Below are 16,515 nucleotides of genomic sequence, written 5' to 3' on the forward strand. Positions count from 1 at the left end.
CCTTAAAAACTTTTAATTAGTTTTATTTTCTTGTTCATTTTGACTTAATAAAAACCAGCAAAAACAACAGAAAAATAGACTAGCTATCATAGAAAATACGAGAGAACCATCACCTGTATGCCAATATTCAAAAGCTTGTTTATTACCTTGGGCTACTAAAATCCCCATTAAGGAAACTCTGAAACCATTAACAACAAATGCTATTACTGCCGCTACTATTGGTACTATAAACTTTTGTAGCAAATTTATGTCAAACATGAAAATAAATAGTACTGCTAGGCTTAATAAATCTATGATAACGTCCATACCAGAACAGGCAGAATATACTTCTATACTTCCTGTTGGCAGATGAATCATGATTCCAGAACGTTTCACTTTAAATCCTGTGTACCAAAGAATGGCTGTAGATAATTTAGCAGTTAGAAGTGATATGTCTGGTTGATATAACCCCAGTAAATTACGTATGGTAAGAAAACCTAAGACTAGAAACTCTTTTTTGTATTGCCTTAGCCCCTTGTAACCAGAAGCCAGTAGCGCGAGACCAAAGCCAGATATCAAAGGAAGAAGTAAGAATAATATACCAATATTTACTTGAAATAAACTACTAGTAAATACTACTGCAATCAACAATATACCTAACAAACTAGATAAAATTCCACTTTGTAAATTTAAGATGTGGTATTTTTCTTTAAGGAAAGAATATATTGTAATAAAAAATAGAAAATTTATGTAAAAACTTGTAGGGTCATCTCTTCGCCAAACTAGTGTTAAGTTAATTACTATTAATGAGGCTGCTATGCCCAACAGCCAGAATTCAGCATTATTTAGTGATGTTGATATCCTATTTTGCATGGTCTTATATCATGAACTAAGTTAGAGATATAAATTACGCTTTTTGTAAATTTAAAATTTTTTTCCTCTTTCACAACTTTATGATAATTTCTCACAAACTATAAGAGCGAATTCTGAACACTACTCACACCATCATAAGTTTATGACTGGCGTTGTGTTTTCCGTTCATATGAAAATAGACATCAGTTTTCACCACAACCCAACTTATACCGCGTCACTACAAGTCACAAGTTTAAAATTAACAATGATTAAAAATTAGTATAATCCCTTACCTAATACTTTCTGTAAAAAGTATCGATCATTATTGTATTTAAATCATTGGTTTACAACATTTTTATGTTTCTTATTCAAGGAAATAGGTGAATCTTGAACAAGTTGAGTGATATTTTGATAACACCTTATTTGTTGAAGGTGTTAAATGGTTACGACAAAACTTTGGGAATAATTGAATGAAGCGAGTCAGGGGAACAACTTTAAAAACCATCCGTTCGATGGAAACTGAACTCTTGATGTAGATAATAAGCGGTTACGTTATGACTATTGCCCACAAGAAGGGAGTCTAATTTTTAATCATTAGATTCACCTTATGCAGTAAGGCTTTAGCTTGTATGTTTCGCTTGTCATCTGAAGAATTAACTGCTCAACTGGTTAGAGACAGTTGCAGACTTTTTGTATTTTCTGCGGAGTAGTACACCAAACCCAGAACCTAGAGCGAGTCCTGCCATAGTGATTGGTTCGGGAACAGTCTCAACAGTGAGACTGCTGACGTAAAAGTCATCATTGAGCTGACCTGCTCTGAATCCAAAAGAGTTACCAACTTGAACAGGGTTAAAAGTGAATGTACCAGTGCCAGTATCATTTGAATTGCCCCCAGGAATATCCTGGGTAGATACTACGATACCATTTTTTAGGAAAGTGAAATCATCATTTATGATAAGTCCGCTACCAACTCTAGTGAAGCCGACCGAGAGCAGCCTTACAGTTTGGTTAAAAGCGAAGTTTAGTGTTTCGGGAGCTACAAACCCATCAACTTGATTGCGTTCAAGGGTTGATCCAGTAATTGTTACCCCCAAACCTTCGGTTGAACGATAAACGTTTCTATTTGTTCCTATGAAAGGTAATGATATAGCACCGCTTCCTGTTGCTAGAAAGGAAATACTACCTTGGACATATTCAAAGTCCGGTGCGACCTCAGTAGGAGAACCACCCAGGTTGAAGGTGACAGCTGCTGAAGCTTTTCCTGTGGTAGCCATTACCGCTACCGCAGAAGCCACAGCCACAGCAGCGACGTTTTTAAGTATGCTCAAATTTGCCATTAAGTTTTTTCCTCTAAAGAAAATAGGTTTTGACCAGACCAAGATTGGTATGTGGCAAAGTTACCAGAGTTATGATAGATATCTGTACTTAATTAGAAAAATCTCATCTTTGTAAGAATACACTTAGCTCTAATAGCCATAGCTTGCAGTAAAGCAGGTAAGCTCAACATAGATAGGCTATTTAAAAGGTGTACCTATATTTAAGTAACTACAATTTATAAAGGCTAAGTATTTTTGTAAAACAAAGAAAATATTTTTACTATCAAGCTAGTTGATATCTATTAAATAAAGCTGGTGTGTAGATACACTCGCACATAAAGTATGTCCAGTACAATATGTACTGAATTTGCTTCATGAAATCTTTATTTGCAATGATTGTCTGTTTTTGACATACTCTTCATCCCAGAGCCTCCAGAACATTCACAACGTTGTAGCTACGCAGAAACTGCCAAGATTTAGTTTTCGGTAATATCAACTACGTTATGCGTTCATTAGGAAGAGAATAGTTACGAAAACTAAACTGGGTTTTACTGTGCAGATGTTCTTTATAATCTTTATATTATAGTCAGAGAAAATATGTATTGTCTGGGTATATCCGAGTATGTTGTCTATCTTGTTGATAGAATCTAACTATAGATGGGGATGTACTCACGACGCACAGGGATAGGGTGCATCAGTTAGAAGCATCATATTTTGAAATTCATACTTCATATTGAGTCTAATTGGTAGGGTGCGTCAGTATGAATAACTTCTTGGTATAGCTAGGTTTTCTCGCCAGTAGCACACCCTACAATTTGGATATTTTTTGATCTGGAAGTCCCTAACTTCTTTTTAAAAACCTGTTGGTGCTAACAAATACTGCAATCAGGAGTAGTGTTTGTATTTGCCAAGGTGCTAGGACTAGGCTCACAATCAAACTCAGCACCGTAAATGTACTAATAATATAAGCTTCTTCATCTTGGCATTTTTTGGATATGTAGCCAGTTGCTAAACCAGCCACGAGGGGAACCAAAAAAACATGGGCATTTTTACTTACCTTCCCACATAAATGTAAACTTTTACTAAAGCGAAGTGAGAGCTATTTTTGTATATCGGGTAATCTCTTATTTTAGCAAGCGGAGTTACAGTATTCTACTTAAAATTACCGTATTTTTCTCAATGTTACGTAATCATTTGGTAAAGTAACTTAATACTTGCCGCTAATGCTAGAACAAGCATCTAGCATAGTACCTTTATTCATAGATATCTGACATTAATTACCCAATGCTGAACATTCCTCAACTACTGGCAACTGAACTAGAACTCAAACCCTTTCAGGTGCAAAATGCGCTGGAACTTTTGGCGGAGGGTGCGACTATTCCTTTTATTTCCCGTTATCGCAAAGAACGCACTGGTGAGATGAATGAGGTGCAGTTGCGTGATTTGTCTGATAGGTATACTTACTTAACAGAATTAGAAGAAAGAAAGTCGGTAATTTTGAAAGCTATTACCGAACAGAATAAACTGACGGATGAACTAAAAGAGAAAATCGTCTCTTGTTTACAAAAAACTGAACTTGAGGATTTATACTTACCCTATCGTCAAAAGCGCCGCACTCGTGCCACTATCGCCAGAGAGAAGGGATTACAACCTCTTGCAGACTTCATTAAATCTTTAAATACTAAGAACCCTATTTCTACATCATTACCAGAAGAAGCAGCAAAATATATTTCGGAAGCGCTGGGGGTAACTACTGCCGATGAAGCGCTTAAGGGTGCGGCTGATATTTTAGCGGAAGAAGTGGCGGAGAAAGCAGAGTTACGGGCTTATATTAGAGATTATCTGTTGGAAGATGGGGTGTTTGTCTCCCGCATTAAAGATGATTATCCAGAAGGTACAACAAAATTTGAAATGTACCGCAACTATCAAATTAAGGTAAAAAATATTGCCCCGCATAATTTGCTGGCGTTGTGTCGGGGCGAAAGTGAGGGAATATTAAAGTTTGAGGTGACTTTTGAGGAAGATTTGATCCTGTCTTATCTAGAATCGCAGGAGATTAAAACAAAAGTCCGGAATATTCGAGATTTTTATCAGGCGATGCTCAAAGATGCTTTCAACCGCTTGATGAAAAATTCTCTGATTGGAGAAGTCATTGCGGAGAAGAAAACCTATGCGGATGTTGAGTCTATTCGGACGTTTGAAATCAATTTACGGGAATTGTTGCTATCAGCACCAGCAGGGATGAAACCAACGATGGCAGTTGACCCTGGTTTTAGAACTGGCTGTAAAGTGGCAATCATTGACCAAACCGGGAAATTTTTGGAATATCAAGCAGTGTTTCCCCACCAAGCTGCGGAACAACGGACGAAAGCGGCGCAAACTCTTAAAAATCTGATTGAAAAATACAAAATTGAGTTAATTGCTATCGGTAACGGTACAGCATCACGCGAAACAGATGAGTTTGTTATGCAGGTATTACAAACACTAGACCGTAAACCTGTCAAGGTGATGGTAAATGAGTCTGGTGCATCTATATATTCGGCTAGTAAAGTCGCACTGGAAGAGTTTCCTGATTTAGATGTGACGGTGCGGGGTGCAATTAGTATTGGTCGGCGTTTGCAAGACCCGTTAGCGGAATTGGTGAAAATTGATCCGAAATCGATTGGTGTGGGACAATACCAGCACGATGTAGATCAGAAGTTGTTGAAGAAGAAATTAGATGAGACTGTAGAAAGTTGCGTTAACTACGTGGGTGTAGATTTAAATACTGCTTCCAAAGAACTGTTAACTTTTGTTTCAGGAATTACACCAGCAGTTGCTAATAATATTGTGGCTTACCGGAACCAGTATGGAGCATTTAAAAATCGCCGGCAACTGCTGAAGGTTCCCAAGTTGGGGCCGAAAGCTTTTGAACAGGCGGCTGGGTTTCTGCGGATTCGTGGCGGTGAGAACCCTTTAGATAATACAGCAGTGCATCCAGAAAGTTATGCAGTAGTGGAAGCGATCGCCTCTGACTTAAGTGTAACTTTAAATCAGGTGACGCAAATTGCCGAAAAACTCAAAAAAGCCAACTTGCAGAAATATGTCACTGATACAGTTGGTGAACCGACACTGCGGGACATTCTCAGCGAATTAGAAAAACCAGGGAGAGACCCCCGCGCCGAATTTAAGTACGCCACCTTTAAGGAAGGGATTACAGAAATCACCGACTTACAAGAGGGAATGGAATTGGAAGGGATTGTCACCAATGTTGCTAACTTTGGTGCATTCGTCGATATTGGCGTTCATCAAGATGGTTTGGTGCATATCTCCCAACTGGCTGATAGATTTGTTGATGACCCGAAGAAAGTTGTCAAAGTGGGACAAGTAGTTAAGGTGAGAGTGCTGGAAGTCAACGCCAAATTAAGACGAATTAGTTTGTCGATGAAAGCAGTGAAGCAATAGATTACTTTTGGTAGATGACAATTTATCAAGTCCGATTTATGAATATTGCGATCTAATGCGATCGCCTTATCTCAGTACCAGACGATCAATATATTCTGGATATAGCCGCAGAAGTTGGTATTCGCTTACCATCAGGATGCAAACAAGGAGATTGTTCTGGTTGTGTTGCCAAACTTATTAGGCGTGACGTTGATCAAAGTGAGCAAAAATTTTTGTGTCTCGATGAAATTCAGAACGGCTACGTTGTCACCTGCATTACTCGTCAATTTGCCAAGAGTCTTTAGTTACGTTTTCATCTAAAATTCTCCGAGGACGAACCAGAATAATCACTTTTCCCAATATGGGAAACTCTGGTTTAGTTTCAAACCACTGAAAATCTAATTCGCCGTCGTGATCTACGACGAAATAACTAAAATCATTCCATTCTCGTTGAGAACGATCTACCACTACTAATACAGGCCCAGGCTCAGTTTGATTCTGTTTAGGAAAGCGATCGCTCGTTGCTAAAATCGTTACTGGGTCTTCTGCTGCTAATAAAACTTGCCAACCAGGTAAAGCCACCCAAGCTTGTTCACCAGAAAATTTCACTAAGCGAAATGGCTCAATTTCCTCAACTAAGGGAACAGCTTTGAGTTCTTCGGCTTTTAAAGGTAACTGACCTACTACAGGAACAATCCGTGGTAATTCATCTTCTGTATCGAAGCGGAAAAAGGGCGGAATAGGAGCCGGACGCTGGGAAACAACCGTAAAATCTACTAGTAATTGCTCGATTTGTTTCCTAGCTGTTTCGCTGTGAGCAAAACGTAACCCTCTAGCAATAAGACGCGATCGCTCTTGCAAATCTGAATATTGCCGTGCTAATTTCCAAGCTTGATAGGCGACTGCATCCCCAGGATGGTTAGAGAATCCTTCTGGTAAAATGCGGAAACGAGAGAAATCTTTAATCGCTTTGGCTATTTCCCGCGCTTCATCTGCATCGACTTTATGAGTAAACGTCAAATCACCCGCCGCCGCTCGTTCTTCATGGGTGAGCAAACGTAGTTCATATAAAACATCACTTCCACGTGTAGCATAGTGCGCCAGTGTAGCTGCTGATGCGCCTGATTTTTCTAAAGAATTATAAACTTGAGAGCCAACAATTACCTGATTTTGTTGTACTGGTTCAAATCCAGTTGCTTCAAAAATATCTTGAGGATTGTAACCAGATTTTTGTAGAGAGGCGATCGCCTGACCCCATTCCACCCAATTACCTTGTTTTTGTCTTAATTTTCGTAACAATTCTTGCGCCAATTCATTGGTAGCATTCTCAGGATTAGGAGCGTTTGGTGGTAATTCAGTCATATTGCAATTCAAGATTCAACAAAATGTTTTTGTAGCGTTTCGTAGAGAATAAATGGTAGCAGTGCTGAGATTATAAATTTTGAATAGGACACAATTTAAACGCTCATCAGCTTAACTTTATACTGCATCAGTAAATCTTATTGTAATCTTTAACAGCTAACTATCTCTACACTCTACCGCTAAATATATTTTTGAGTTATGAATATTACTCATCACGGTAGGGAAAAAACTATATCAGCAAATTCTCGCAAGGCTTGGTAAGGATAATCTACTAAGCTTGTATGGAATATAACAATATAAAAATATTTACAGGTAGTAACTTATGGCTGATGCTGTTACCGAAATCCAGACTGGTCGCCGTCAATCGGCAACTTTAGAACGAGCAAAAAAACTAAAAATTTTAGTAGTTGATGATGAGCCAGATAATTTAGATTTGCTTTATCGCACTTTTCGCCGAGATTTTAATGTCCTCAAAGCTGATAGCGGATTAAGTGCCTTAGAAGTATTGGCCGCAGAAGGAGAAGTAGCGGTTATTATCTCCGATCAGCGAATGCCAGAAATGAAAGGAACTGAGTTTTTGAGTAAAACTGTGCCTCAGTTCCCCGATACAGTGAGAATCATTCTGACTGGTTTTACGGATATTGAAGACTTGGTAGAGGCGATTAATGCTGGGCAAGTCTACAAGTATATTACTAAGCCTTGGGACCCTGGTGAACTTAAAGCAGTTGTCCAGAGGGCAGCAGAAACCTATGATTTGCTCAAGCAAAGGACAGAGGAACTACGCCGTGCTAATGCCCAAATGTCACTGTTAACAGTTTTGGTACAGGTGACACAAGCCTCAAATAGTTTAGAAGCAATTCTGACACCCATTGCCACGGCATTTGCTGAAAGTTTTGCCGTCAATGCTTGTATTTTACAAATGTTAGAAGGGCAAACCTTAAGCACAATACAAGGCTTTTACAGTCAGCAAGGCACTGTCAATAACTGGCTAAATCAAGACCCACTGACAAACGAAGCGATCGCTACTGGTCAAATTCAGGTAGCTGCCAATATTGCCAAAGACCCCAAATTAGCCAGCATCAGCCAATATCAAGATAACGGTATTCAGTCCCATGTAGTCATCCCCATTACTTACCGTAATGAGATGTTAGGTGTACTGTCCCTCCAGTGGCAACAACCAATCTCTTTACGGGAAGATGAATTAACACTCATCCATCTATCAGCCCAACTGGTAGCGATCGCCCTGACTAGTAGTCGCTGTAGTTTATAGTCCCTAGATAGTCAAGCCAATTCGCAGTTCGCAGTTCGCAATTATCAAGTAGCTGCGAACTGCGTCGGCGTTAGTCTTTCCTAACGATTTACCCTTAATTGGGATATCCATAATTATCGTGCATTCTACCTCATCTTATGGTTGACTGTTGACTAATGACTATGGACTAATGACCATTGACTAATGACAAACAAAATTCGTGCTATTTTTGACCGTATTGCCCCCGTCTACGACCAGTTGAATGATTGGCTAAGTCTAGGACAGCATCGCATCTGGAAAGAAATGGCGATTAAATGGACTGGGGCTAAACCAGGAGATACTTGCTTAGATTTATGTTGCGGGAGTGGAGATTTAGCCCTACGTCTAGCACGGCGTGTAGGCTCAACAGGCCAAGTATCTGGTGTGGATTTCTCTGCTAACCTGCTAGAAACTGCTAAACAACGCGCCCAATCACAATACCCCCAACCTAATATCTCTTGGGTAGAAGCCAATGTCCTTGATTTACCGTTTAAGGATAATCAATTTGATGCGGCAACAATGGGCTACGGCTTAAGAAATGTTACAGATATTCCCCGTAGCCTGCAAGAACTACACCGCGTACTCAAACCCAATGCAAAAGCAGCCATCTTAGATTTTCATCGCCCCAACAATCAACAATTCCGTACCTTTCAGCAGTGGTACTTAGATAGTATAGTTGTACCACTAGCCGATCGCCTGGGAGTCAAAGAAGAATATGCTTATATCAGCCCCAGCTTAGACCGCTTCCCCATTGGCAAAGAACAAGTAGAAATAGCCCTTAAAGTTGGTTTTACCTCAGCCACACACTACCCCATTGCGAACGGTATGATGGGAGTATTGATAATTAGTAAATAGGTAATTGGTAATTGGTAATTGGTGAGTCCAGTCCTGTAGAAGGGTTTCCCTTCGTAGGGAACTGGCGAACCTGAAGGGTGATTGGTAATTGGTGATTGGTAATTGGTAATTAATGGTTAGACAAACTATTACCCAGTAACCAAGTACCCAGTACCCAATACCCAATACCCATTCCTAATCCAAAAAAAACAGTGAATTGGTCACATCTTTGGCTGTATGTATCTCCCCCAATATTGGGTGGAATTATTGGCTATTTCACGAATGATATAGCTATCAAAATGCTATTTCGTCCCTACCGAGCAATTTATATTGGGGGACGAAGAGTGCCATTCACACCCGGATTGATTCCTCGCAACCAGGAACGTTTGGCAAAGAATATTTCCGATACAATCATGGGGTCACTACTGACACCCGATGAATTGCAAAAACTGGCACGGCGTTTATTGAAAACCGAGCGTGTACAAGGTGCTATTCTCTGGTTGTTGCAACTTGCCATAGATCAAATTAAAACCGATACAGATAAGAAAAGCGCCAAAATTGTAGCGGGTATTTTGCGGGATTTGATAGGGGAATCATTGCCTCGCTTACTCAAGGTGTTGGCAAGAAGAGAAGATTTTTTAGAAGCACAAATTAATCAGATTTTTGATCAGATCCTCCTGGAATTACAACTCAGTGAAGAACAAGCCAGCAGACTAGCCGATTGGTTCTTAGAAGTTGTTTTGCCGCCAGATGTTATCCGGCAAGCGATTGTAGATTTCTTAACCGATCGCACAATTCAAATTATTGACGAAAGTTTCCGGGAAAAAACCAGTGGTACTTATTGGGTAGTAGCAAATCTGTTTGGTTTACGTAACACACTTACAAGGTTACGTACCTTTTGTCTAGATGAAAAAGAAGCGACTAACAATCGTTTAACAGAATTAATTCAAGATTTGCAGATGCGCGATCGCTTCAGAAAAATCTTGCAGAATTTAACATTGCAAAATTTACCCATTGGTACAGTCAGACAACTGCGAAAAACCACAAGAGAAACTGTTCGTCAATATGTTCAAACCAGTGGTAGCGACTTACTACAAGGATTAACAGATTCTATCAACTGGGAAAATATCGCCGAATTGCTGTTAAATCGTCTGAGTAATTCACCAGTGGTTATCAGTTCTTTAGAAGTCGTCAGCCAGGAATTAGCTCTAATTTTAGAACGATACCTAGAAAAAGATTTAGAGGCTATTGTTGCCCAGGTAATTCCTATTTTGTCTATAGATCAGGTAATTGTTGACCGCGTAAAATCAACTTCACCTGCTGATTTAGAGGCAGCAATTGAGGGAATTGTGAAAAACGAATTACAGGCAATTGTTAGTTTAGGTGGAATATTAGGCTTAATAGTCGGACTATTTCAAACAGCATTTTTCATTTTTAGCCAACAGTAAAAATTCCTGTTTCCTTTCCCAGATACCTGGATTACAAACTACTGTAAACTGCTGATGTATCTCAAATATTGCAGTTATAAGGTGAAAATTCAGGTTTATGCAGGCAAATGTGTTTACTAATGTGATTTTGCCTTTAGCCCTAGCGATTATCATGCTGGGAATGGGGCTATCTTTGCAAATAGAAGACTTTAAACGTATCACTAAATATCCTAAAGCAGTCTCGATTGGTTCGGCAACTCAGCTAATTCTTTTACCAATCATGGGCTTTTTAGTTGCTAAAGTTGTGCCGATGCAGCCAGAAATTGCTGTGGGATTGGTCATCTTGTCTTTGTGTCCAGGCGGCCCTTCATCGAATATGATTACCTACCTCGCTCAAGGTGATGTGGCATTGTCGGTGACCCTGACTGTTGTCAGCAGTATGGTTACAATATTTACCATTCCTATATTTGCCAATTTAGCACTCCAGCATTTTTTGGGACAAACGGCAGCGATCGCCTTACCCATTGGTTCCACAATGCTACAAATATTTTTAATTACAATTGTGCCGATTGGGTTGGGAATGTATATCAAGCGCATCTTTCCCGCAACAGCTTTGCGCTTAGAAAAAGCAACTAATCGCTTGGCGATCGCCTTTTTGGCTTTAATTATTTTGATCCTTGTAATTCGTGAATGGAACCGTATCCCTGGCTTTATTGTGCAAGTGGGTGTGGGAGTAGTAATTTTGAATATCCTCGCCATGTTGTCGGGATGGTGTATGAGTAAATTCTTCAAACTCAACATCCCTCAGCAAATTTGTGTCGCTATTGAAGTGGGAATTCAAAACGGTACACTAGCGATCGCCATCACGGCTGGACTGCTACAAAACGAAGATATGGCGATTCCTGCGGCTATTTATAGCTTATTTATGAATCTCACGGCTTTTGCCGCCATTTACTATGGTAGAAAGTTATCCGCAACTAATTCTGTGAGTAATCATTTAGTTGGTAAAGTCTAAAAGGGGTTAAGGATTGGTAGGAGAGAGAGAAAAGAAAACTATTAGCAACTGACCACTGACCACTAACCACTGACCACTGACCACTAAACTAATGACTAACAATCCCTGACCACTGCACTTTTTTCTGTTTTTCACGACGATAAGAGAAGAAATGCTCTGGGGTTTGGTATGTACAATAAGGTGCGATCGCTATTTGCTCTACGCTAATACCTAAGTTTTCTAGCTGCAAAGCATTGACTCGTCTGACATCAACCCTCACCCTTCCTGGTTCTGGGTCAGCTAGCAAGGGTGAATGGGGTAGCTCATGTAATGAGTTGATGATTGTGTGAGCGTCTTCATGTGATGTAATACTAGCCCCAATTTCGGCGGCGACATTGACAGAAACTTGGTAAACCTCACCGGCGATGGCTGGCCCCATTGCAATGCGTAAATCGGCTAACTGAGTGCCGTGTGTTTGCATCCGGGCGATCGCCTGGGGGACAATTTTCTGGGCTGTACCCCGCCAACCGGCATGGAGTGCGGCGACTTGCCCAGTTTCCACGTCTCCAATCAACACGGGTGTACAATCGGCACTGGCTACCCAGATCGCTTGTAAGGGTTGCTGACTCACCAAACCATCAGCAGAGGCTAAAGCCGAATCATCAGTATTGCCATCACTGTGATTGTCAACTTCTTGCGGCGTGAGAACAGTATTGCCATGCACCTGCTTCAAGCGATATGCTAATGCTTCTGGGTGCAGCACCTTTGTTAATTCATGGGGCGATCGCGGCCAAAATTGCTGTGTAAAAAAGCCGTGTTGCCAATCTTTTAAGAGACTACAACTCAGGTAAGGTAGTCCTTCCCAATTGTGCCAGTGCCAAGTGTGCATCTTGAACCAAACCTAAACAGAAAATCACTCATCAGCCAATTAATGCTAACTTGATCAACGGGATTTCGGTTAATGGCTGGGGAATTTAATCAACAAAAATTAGAAACTGCGCTGCAAACAGAGCGGAAGTATGGCTATTTACCATTTTCGCTGCATATTTTTTCTACTGTCGCCTCAACTAACAAAACTCTTTGGGGATTAATCGACCAAGGTGCAGTTACAGGTTCCGTAGTTATTGCCACACAACAGACAACCGGACGGGGACAATGGGGCCGTCAGTGGGTTTCGCCAACTGGGGGATTATATGTTTCTGTCGCACTCACTCCCAAGGTAGACGCAAATGCCAGTTATCAAATAACTTTAGCTACTGCTTGGGGGATTGCCTGTCAATTACGGGAATCTGGGGTGAATGTGGGGATTAAATGGCCGAATGATTTAGTTTTGGAGGGACGTAAATTAGGGGGAATTTTAACAGAAACAAAAGTCAGCCAAGGTCAGATTTCCCAAGCGGTGGTTGGTGTGGGTATTAACTGGGCAAATGCAGTACCAGAGACGGGAATTAACTTAGAATCATGGCAGGCTGACCAAACACATAAACCTATATCTTGTCTGGAAACCCTCACCAGTAAGGTTTTACTAGGAATAGAGTCCGGTATGGCGTGCCTTTTCCAAGAAGGAATTAGCATACTCTTGTCTCGCTATTCAGAATTATTGGTGAATATGGGCGATCGCGTACACGTCAATGATCTTTCCGGTATTGTAGTGGGAGTTACGCCGCAGGGAGATTTACGCGTGTCTTTAGAAACAGATTGCGTAACTGACATCAAAGCACCAGAACTTTATTTAGAACCCGGTACAATTAGTTTGGGTTATCGTAGGTCTTTAGGTACATATTAGGTTTGTTTAAAAAATCGCTCTTTGGGCTAGACAAACCACTGTCATCATCTGTTTAGCAAAATTAAACATAAAAGAGAGAACAAATGACGCAGCGCCATAACTCTGCCCATAACCATTTGCACCAACCACAGCAACAAGGTTTGACAACAAAACGTCTAGCTTATACCTTACCAGCAAAAAGTCTGTGTTTGTTGAGTAGTGTTAGTCTTCTTAGTGGTGGATTAGTAGTTGCCCAAACGGAAACATCCATAGATAACATTGTTCCTACTATTGAAAATGCCCAGCCCACAGCAGGCACAATTACTGTCAAAAAAGATATTGTTATACCGGAAGCATCACCAACTCAGCCCAAATTTTCCCAACGGCGAGCCTCACTCAAACAAAGATTGCGTAAGCCAGAAGTAGCTGAAACCAGACGGTCTCAACCCAAACCTGAGTCTACGGAACCTGTGTTTAGTGTGAGACAGTCCCAACCACAGGTAGAAACTTCTCGCGTTGCTCCCACTAAAAACCCAGAAGTTAAACCCAAGGTTGCGGAAACTCCACGAGTTAACCCTACCAAAGACCCAGAAGTAGCAGCTCCTACACCTTCCCTCAGAGATAAACTTCCAGCCTTTGCCAAACCTGCCAATAATGGTGTTACGGCAGAGCAAACCAGAGATTTTAACAACGCCTACATTGACCCAAACGATTACAGTGATAAAACTGCGGGTACTTATCAAGCGCCAAATTCTGTAATCATTACAGAACGCTCCAGTGGTTGTCGTACTGTGCTGTCTTCAGGACAAGGAATTGGTAACGCCTGTGCGAAGCCTGCGGATAACCAGCGCGTAGCCAATTCCAGTGGCAAATCATCCCCCTCTTGGCTCAGAAAAAGTCAAAATGCTCAGTTAGCTACTGTACCCCCAGCCCGGCGACTACTAGCTACTAATAACAACGCTAGATGGGGCAATTCTGGGGTCGCTGCTGCTGGCTCCACTAAAGCGGCATATCGCCCCAATCGCTTTATTCCTAACCCCGGCAATTTCGTCAGCACGACAACAGTTAGCGCAACTCCCATTGCTCCCAGTGGTGGCACACTACCCCCACCAATGGCACAGGGTAACCTTGCTCCTCGCGTCAGCACCGTAGCTTACGACATTCCCTTGGCATCGGTATTACCACAAATTCCTTACGCCAATACCATCGCTTATCGTGGTACAGGCATGGTTTATCCTTTGGCTGTAGCTTCTCCCATCACTTCTATGTTCGGTTGGCGCATCCACCCCATCACAGGTAATCAACGCTTCCACGCCGGCACTGATTTAGGTGCGCCTACAGGTACACCTGTTTTAGCAGCCGCCAGAGGTCAAGTAGCCACTTCTGATTGGCTTGGTGGTTATGGTTTAACCGTCATCCTCAATCATGGTTCTGCTCAACAAACCCTTTACGGGCATTTGTCAGAATTACTAGTCCAACCAGGACAATGGGTAGAACCAGGAACCGTAATTGGACGAGTCGGTAGCACTGGTAACTCCACAGGCCCTCACCTCCACTTTGAAGTGCGCCACCTGACACAAAACGGATGGGTGGCTGTTGACCCTGGTGTACAACTACAGATTGCCCTCAGCCAATTGCTCAACAATTCACGTACAGCGCGAGCTATTAGGGATTAGGTACTGGGGACTGGGGACTGGGGACTGGGATAGTTAATACTCCCATACCCCAGTCCTTGCAAGTCTGTGAATTACAAATTACGAATACCCATGTTCTAAAAGAAAAGCAGGCGTAATATCCTTATCTGTGGCATGACGTTGACCGGGTTGGAGAAATTTCTCGACGTACTTGCCTAAGATATCCCCTTCCAAATTTACCAAGCTGCCAGGGACAAGATAGCGAAGATTAGTCTCAGCGTAAGTAAGAGGAATAACTGCCACGGTAAACTGAGATAATTCAGGCTCGTAGGCAGCTACAGTGAGACTAATGCCATTGACAGTAATGCTACCCTTGGGGACAATGTAACGTGCGATCGCTTCCGGTGCAGTAAAGGTCATTTCCCAAGAACTGGCTGTCTGTTCAAACCCTAGCAATTGACCTACGCCATCTACATGACCCATGACAAAGTGACCGCCGACTTTGCCACCAACTCTTAAGGAAGTTTCTAGATTGACGTATCCTTGTTGTGTTTGCTCAGTTCCTAGAGTGGTGCGGCGCAGGGTTTCGGGAGAAGCTGAGGCGATAAACCCATCTTTTAAAATTTCTTCTACTGTTAGGCAAACACCATCTACCGCAACACTGTCACCATAAGCCAGATCCTGCATAATTGATAATGACTGACTTACACAAGTAATCTGCCAAGAATCGCCCCCTAAAGGTTTGATTGTTCCTAATGCTTGTACTAATCCTGTAAACACGGCTTTTTTGTAAAACTAACTTTATTTATTACTTAATTTTGCCGAAAATCCACTGGTAATTCTCACAAGAATGGCAAAAATTCTGAGTATATTTTCTGACTTTATTTATTATAAGGTTATTAACACAATTACATCTTTCACAAGGCATACTTGGTTAAGAAGGTTATTGTCTACAAAGACCCATTTTCCATTACTCTGGTGTTCACAACCAGTTCGGAGTTTAATAGAGGCAATTATAGAAAACAATGACTATGTTTATTCCTGGTTTTACTTACCCAATAATGGGTATTATTTATCACTTAGCCTTAATAACTCAAAGGATGATAGAGGCTTAGTCAATGATTGAAATGAAAGTCGCTGGCATAGCATTAGATGCCATAACCCGCAGCCCCATCGTCTTGTTGAAAGACGCTTCTGATCGCCGAGCATTACCAATTTATATTGGTCAAGAACAGGCCAGGGCTATTATGGGCGCACTGGAGAATCAAAAGCCTCCCCGTCCCTTAACCCATGACCTGATTGTCAATATTCTGGAGACGTGGAACATGACTCTAGAAAAGGTAATTATTCATTCCTTGCAAAAAGATACATTTTATGCAGCCTTAATTGTCCAGCAAGGTGAAATCAAAAAAGAAATCGATGCACGCCCCAGTGATGCGATCGCCGTTGCTCTCCGTACAAATACCCCCATTTGGGTTATGGAAGAAGTAATAGCTGATGCTTCCATTCCTGTAGACCGTGATGCTGATGAAGCAGAACAAGAAGCCTTTCGGGAATTTATTTCCAATCTTCGTCCTGAGGATTTAATTAAGCGCTTTGGTAATGGTGACAGTTAGACAAAGTGTTGAGCCATAAATTGGG

At 41.4% G+C, this 16,515-nt stretch carries 13 protein-coding genes and 1 pseudogene; 9 read left to right on the forward strand and 5 right to left on the reverse strand.

Going from position 1 to position 16,515, the window contains the following annotated elements; translation table 11 throughout:
* Nucleotides 1–12: 12 nt before the first annotated feature.
* Nucleotides 13–852: a cyanoexosortase A gene (gene crtA / locus ACN222_RS26170; RefSeq protein ID WP_010999370.1), complete on the reverse strand. Its 840-nt coding sequence runs from the start codon at nucleotides 850–852 to the stop codon at nucleotides 13–15.
* Nucleotides 853–1,484: 632 nt separating this feature from the next.
* Complete coding sequence (locus tag ACN222_RS26175) at nucleotides 1,485–2,168, reverse strand: PEP-CTERM sorting domain-containing protein (RefSeq protein ID WP_044522569.1); 684 nt, start codon at nucleotides 2,166–2,168, stop codon at nucleotides 1,485–1,487.
* Between the two features lie 1,263 nt (nucleotides 2,169–3,431).
* Between ACN222_RS26175 and ACN222_RS26180 the strand changes: the two genes are divergently transcribed.
* A complete protein-coding gene (locus ACN222_RS26180; protein WP_096637220.1) occupies nucleotides 3,432–5,591 on the forward strand; it encodes a Tex family protein in 2,160 nt (719 codons plus the stop codon).
* Nucleotides 5,592–5,659: 68 nt separating this feature from the next.
* Nucleotides 5,660–5,851: pseudogene (locus ACN222_RS26185) on the forward strand (2Fe-2S iron-sulfur cluster-binding protein); the annotation flags it as partial.
* Here the strand turns inward: ACN222_RS26185 and ACN222_RS26190 are convergent.
* Nucleotides 5,847–6,932 (reverse strand): RuBisCO accumulation factor 1, encoded by a 1,086-nt coding sequence (locus tag ACN222_RS26190; RefSeq protein ID WP_010999374.1) that lies wholly within the window; start codon nucleotides 6,930–6,932, stop codon nucleotides 5,847–5,849. The pseudogene ACN222_RS26185 and the gene ACN222_RS26190 sit on opposite strands and share 5 nt — an antisense overlap.
* A 322-nt stretch (nucleotides 6,933–7,254) precedes the next feature.
* Between ACN222_RS26190 and ACN222_RS26195 the strand changes: the two genes are divergently transcribed.
* The 4 genes from ACN222_RS26195 to ACN222_RS26210 all read left to right on the forward strand — a co-directional run bounded on the left by ACN222_RS26195 (nucleotide 7,255) and on the right by ACN222_RS26210 (nucleotide 11,496).
* Nucleotides 7,255–8,202, forward strand: a complete 948-nt coding sequence (locus ACN222_RS26195) for a response regulator (RefSeq protein ID WP_010999375.1) — start codon at nucleotides 7,255–7,257, stop codon at nucleotides 8,200–8,202.
* A 183-nt stretch (nucleotides 8,203–8,385) separates the two neighbouring features.
* Nucleotides 8,386–9,075 carry a bifunctional demethylmenaquinone methyltransferase/2-methoxy-6-polyprenyl-1,4-benzoquinol methylase UbiE gene (gene ubiE, locus ACN222_RS26200; RefSeq protein WP_010999376.1) on the forward strand — a complete coding sequence of 230 codons (690 nt, stop codon included), beginning with the start codon at nucleotides 8,386–8,388 and terminating at the stop codon, nucleotides 9,073–9,075.
* 191 nt (nucleotides 9,076–9,266) lie between these two features.
* Nucleotides 9,267–10,502: a DUF445 domain-containing protein gene (locus ACN222_RS26205; protein ID WP_044522572.1), complete on the forward strand. Its 1,236-nt coding sequence runs from the start codon at nucleotides 9,267–9,269 to the stop codon at nucleotides 10,500–10,502.
* Between the two features lie 97 nt (nucleotides 10,503–10,599).
* On the forward strand, nucleotides 10,600–11,496 hold the full coding sequence (locus tag ACN222_RS26210; RefSeq protein ID WP_010999378.1) for a bile acid:sodium symporter family protein: 897 nt from the start codon (nucleotides 10,600–10,602) through the stop codon (nucleotides 11,494–11,496).
* Between the two features lie 88 nt (nucleotides 11,497–11,584).
* On the opposite strand, the gene pgeF is transcribed toward ACN222_RS26210, so the two are convergent.
* Entirely contained in the window at nucleotides 11,585–12,364 is a 780-nt protein-coding gene (gene pgeF / locus ACN222_RS26215; protein WP_010999379.1) for a peptidoglycan editing factor PgeF, read from the reverse strand.
* Between the two features lie 72 nt (nucleotides 12,365–12,436).
* Between pgeF and ACN222_RS26220 the strand changes: the two genes are divergently transcribed.
* Both ACN222_RS26220 and ACN222_RS26225 read left to right on the forward strand, forming a co-directional pair.
* Nucleotides 12,437–13,261, forward strand: coding sequence for a biotin--[acetyl-CoA-carboxylase] ligase (locus ACN222_RS26220; RefSeq protein ID WP_010999380.1), 825 nt, complete (start codon nucleotides 12,437–12,439; stop codon nucleotides 13,259–13,261).
* An 83-nt stretch (nucleotides 13,262–13,344) separates the two neighbouring features.
* The gene (locus ACN222_RS26225) at nucleotides 13,345–14,916 is read left to right on the forward strand and encodes a peptidoglycan DD-metalloendopeptidase family protein (protein ID WP_044522575.1); all 1,572 of its coding nucleotides are present in this window, start codon (nucleotides 13,345–13,347) and stop codon (nucleotides 14,914–14,916) included.
* 78 nt (nucleotides 14,917–14,994) lie between these two features.
* Here ACN222_RS26225 and ACN222_RS26230 read toward each other — a convergent pair whose 3' ends face one another.
* Nucleotides 14,995–15,654 carry a riboflavin synthase gene (locus ACN222_RS26230; RefSeq protein WP_010999382.1) on the reverse strand — a complete coding sequence of 220 codons (660 nt, stop codon included), beginning with the start codon at nucleotides 15,652–15,654 and terminating at the stop codon, nucleotides 14,995–14,997.
* Between the two features lie 338 nt (nucleotides 15,655–15,992).
* Here ACN222_RS26230 and ACN222_RS26235 point away from each other — a divergent pair, with 338 nt between their 5' ends.
* The gene (locus tag ACN222_RS26235; RefSeq protein WP_010999383.1) at nucleotides 15,993–16,490 is read left to right on the forward strand and encodes a bifunctional nuclease family protein; all 498 of its coding nucleotides are present in this window, start codon (nucleotides 15,993–15,995) and stop codon (nucleotides 16,488–16,490) included.
* Nucleotides 16,491–16,515: the final 25 nt, after the last annotated feature.

Source organism: Anabaena sp. FACHB-595 (assembly GCF_048568275.1).
Taxonomy (GTDB): Bacteria; Cyanobacteriota; Cyanobacteriia; order Cyanobacteriales; family Nostocaceae; genus Trichormus.

What these genes read in the sequence shown, in the direction of transcription:
- ACN222_RS26195 (WP_010999375.1), top strand. Translation starts at nt 7,255, where the DNA reads ATGGCTGATGCTGTTACCGAAATCCAGACTGGTCGCCGTCAATCGGCA.
- crtA (WP_010999370.1), bottom strand. Translation starts at nt 852, where the DNA reads ATGCAAAATAGGATATCAACATCACTAAATAATGCTGAATTCTGGCTG.
- ACN222_RS26180 (WP_096637220.1), top strand. Translation starts at nt 3,432, where the DNA reads ATGCTGAACATTCCTCAACTACTGGCAACTGAACTAGAACTCAAACCC.
- ACN222_RS26175 (WP_044522569.1), bottom strand. Translation starts at nt 2,168, where the DNA reads ATGGCAAATTTGAGCATACTTAAAAACGTCGCTGCTGTGGCTGTGGCT.
- ACN222_RS26235 (WP_010999383.1), top strand. Translation starts at nt 15,993, where the DNA reads ATGATTGAAATGAAAGTCGCTGGCATAGCATTAGATGCCATAACCCGC.
- pgeF (WP_010999379.1), bottom strand. Translation starts at nt 12,364, where the DNA reads ATGCACACTTGGCACTGGCACAATTGGGAAGGACTACCTTACCTGAGT.
- ACN222_RS26225 (WP_044522575.1), top strand. Translation starts at nt 13,345, where the DNA reads ATGACGCAGCGCCATAACTCTGCCCATAACCATTTGCACCAACCACAG.
- ACN222_RS26220 (WP_010999380.1), top strand. Translation starts at nt 12,437, where the DNA reads ATGGCTGGGGAATTTAATCAACAAAAATTAGAAACTGCGCTGCAAACA.
- ACN222_RS26210 (WP_010999378.1), top strand. Translation starts at nt 10,600, where the DNA reads ATGCAGGCAAATGTGTTTACTAATGTGATTTTGCCTTTAGCCCTAGCG.
- ACN222_RS26190 (WP_010999374.1), bottom strand. Translation starts at nt 6,932, where the DNA reads ATGACTGAATTACCACCAAACGCTCCTAATCCTGAGAATGCTACCAAT.
- ubiE (WP_010999376.1), top strand. Translation starts at nt 8,386, where the DNA reads ATGACAAACAAAATTCGTGCTATTTTTGACCGTATTGCCCCCGTCTAC.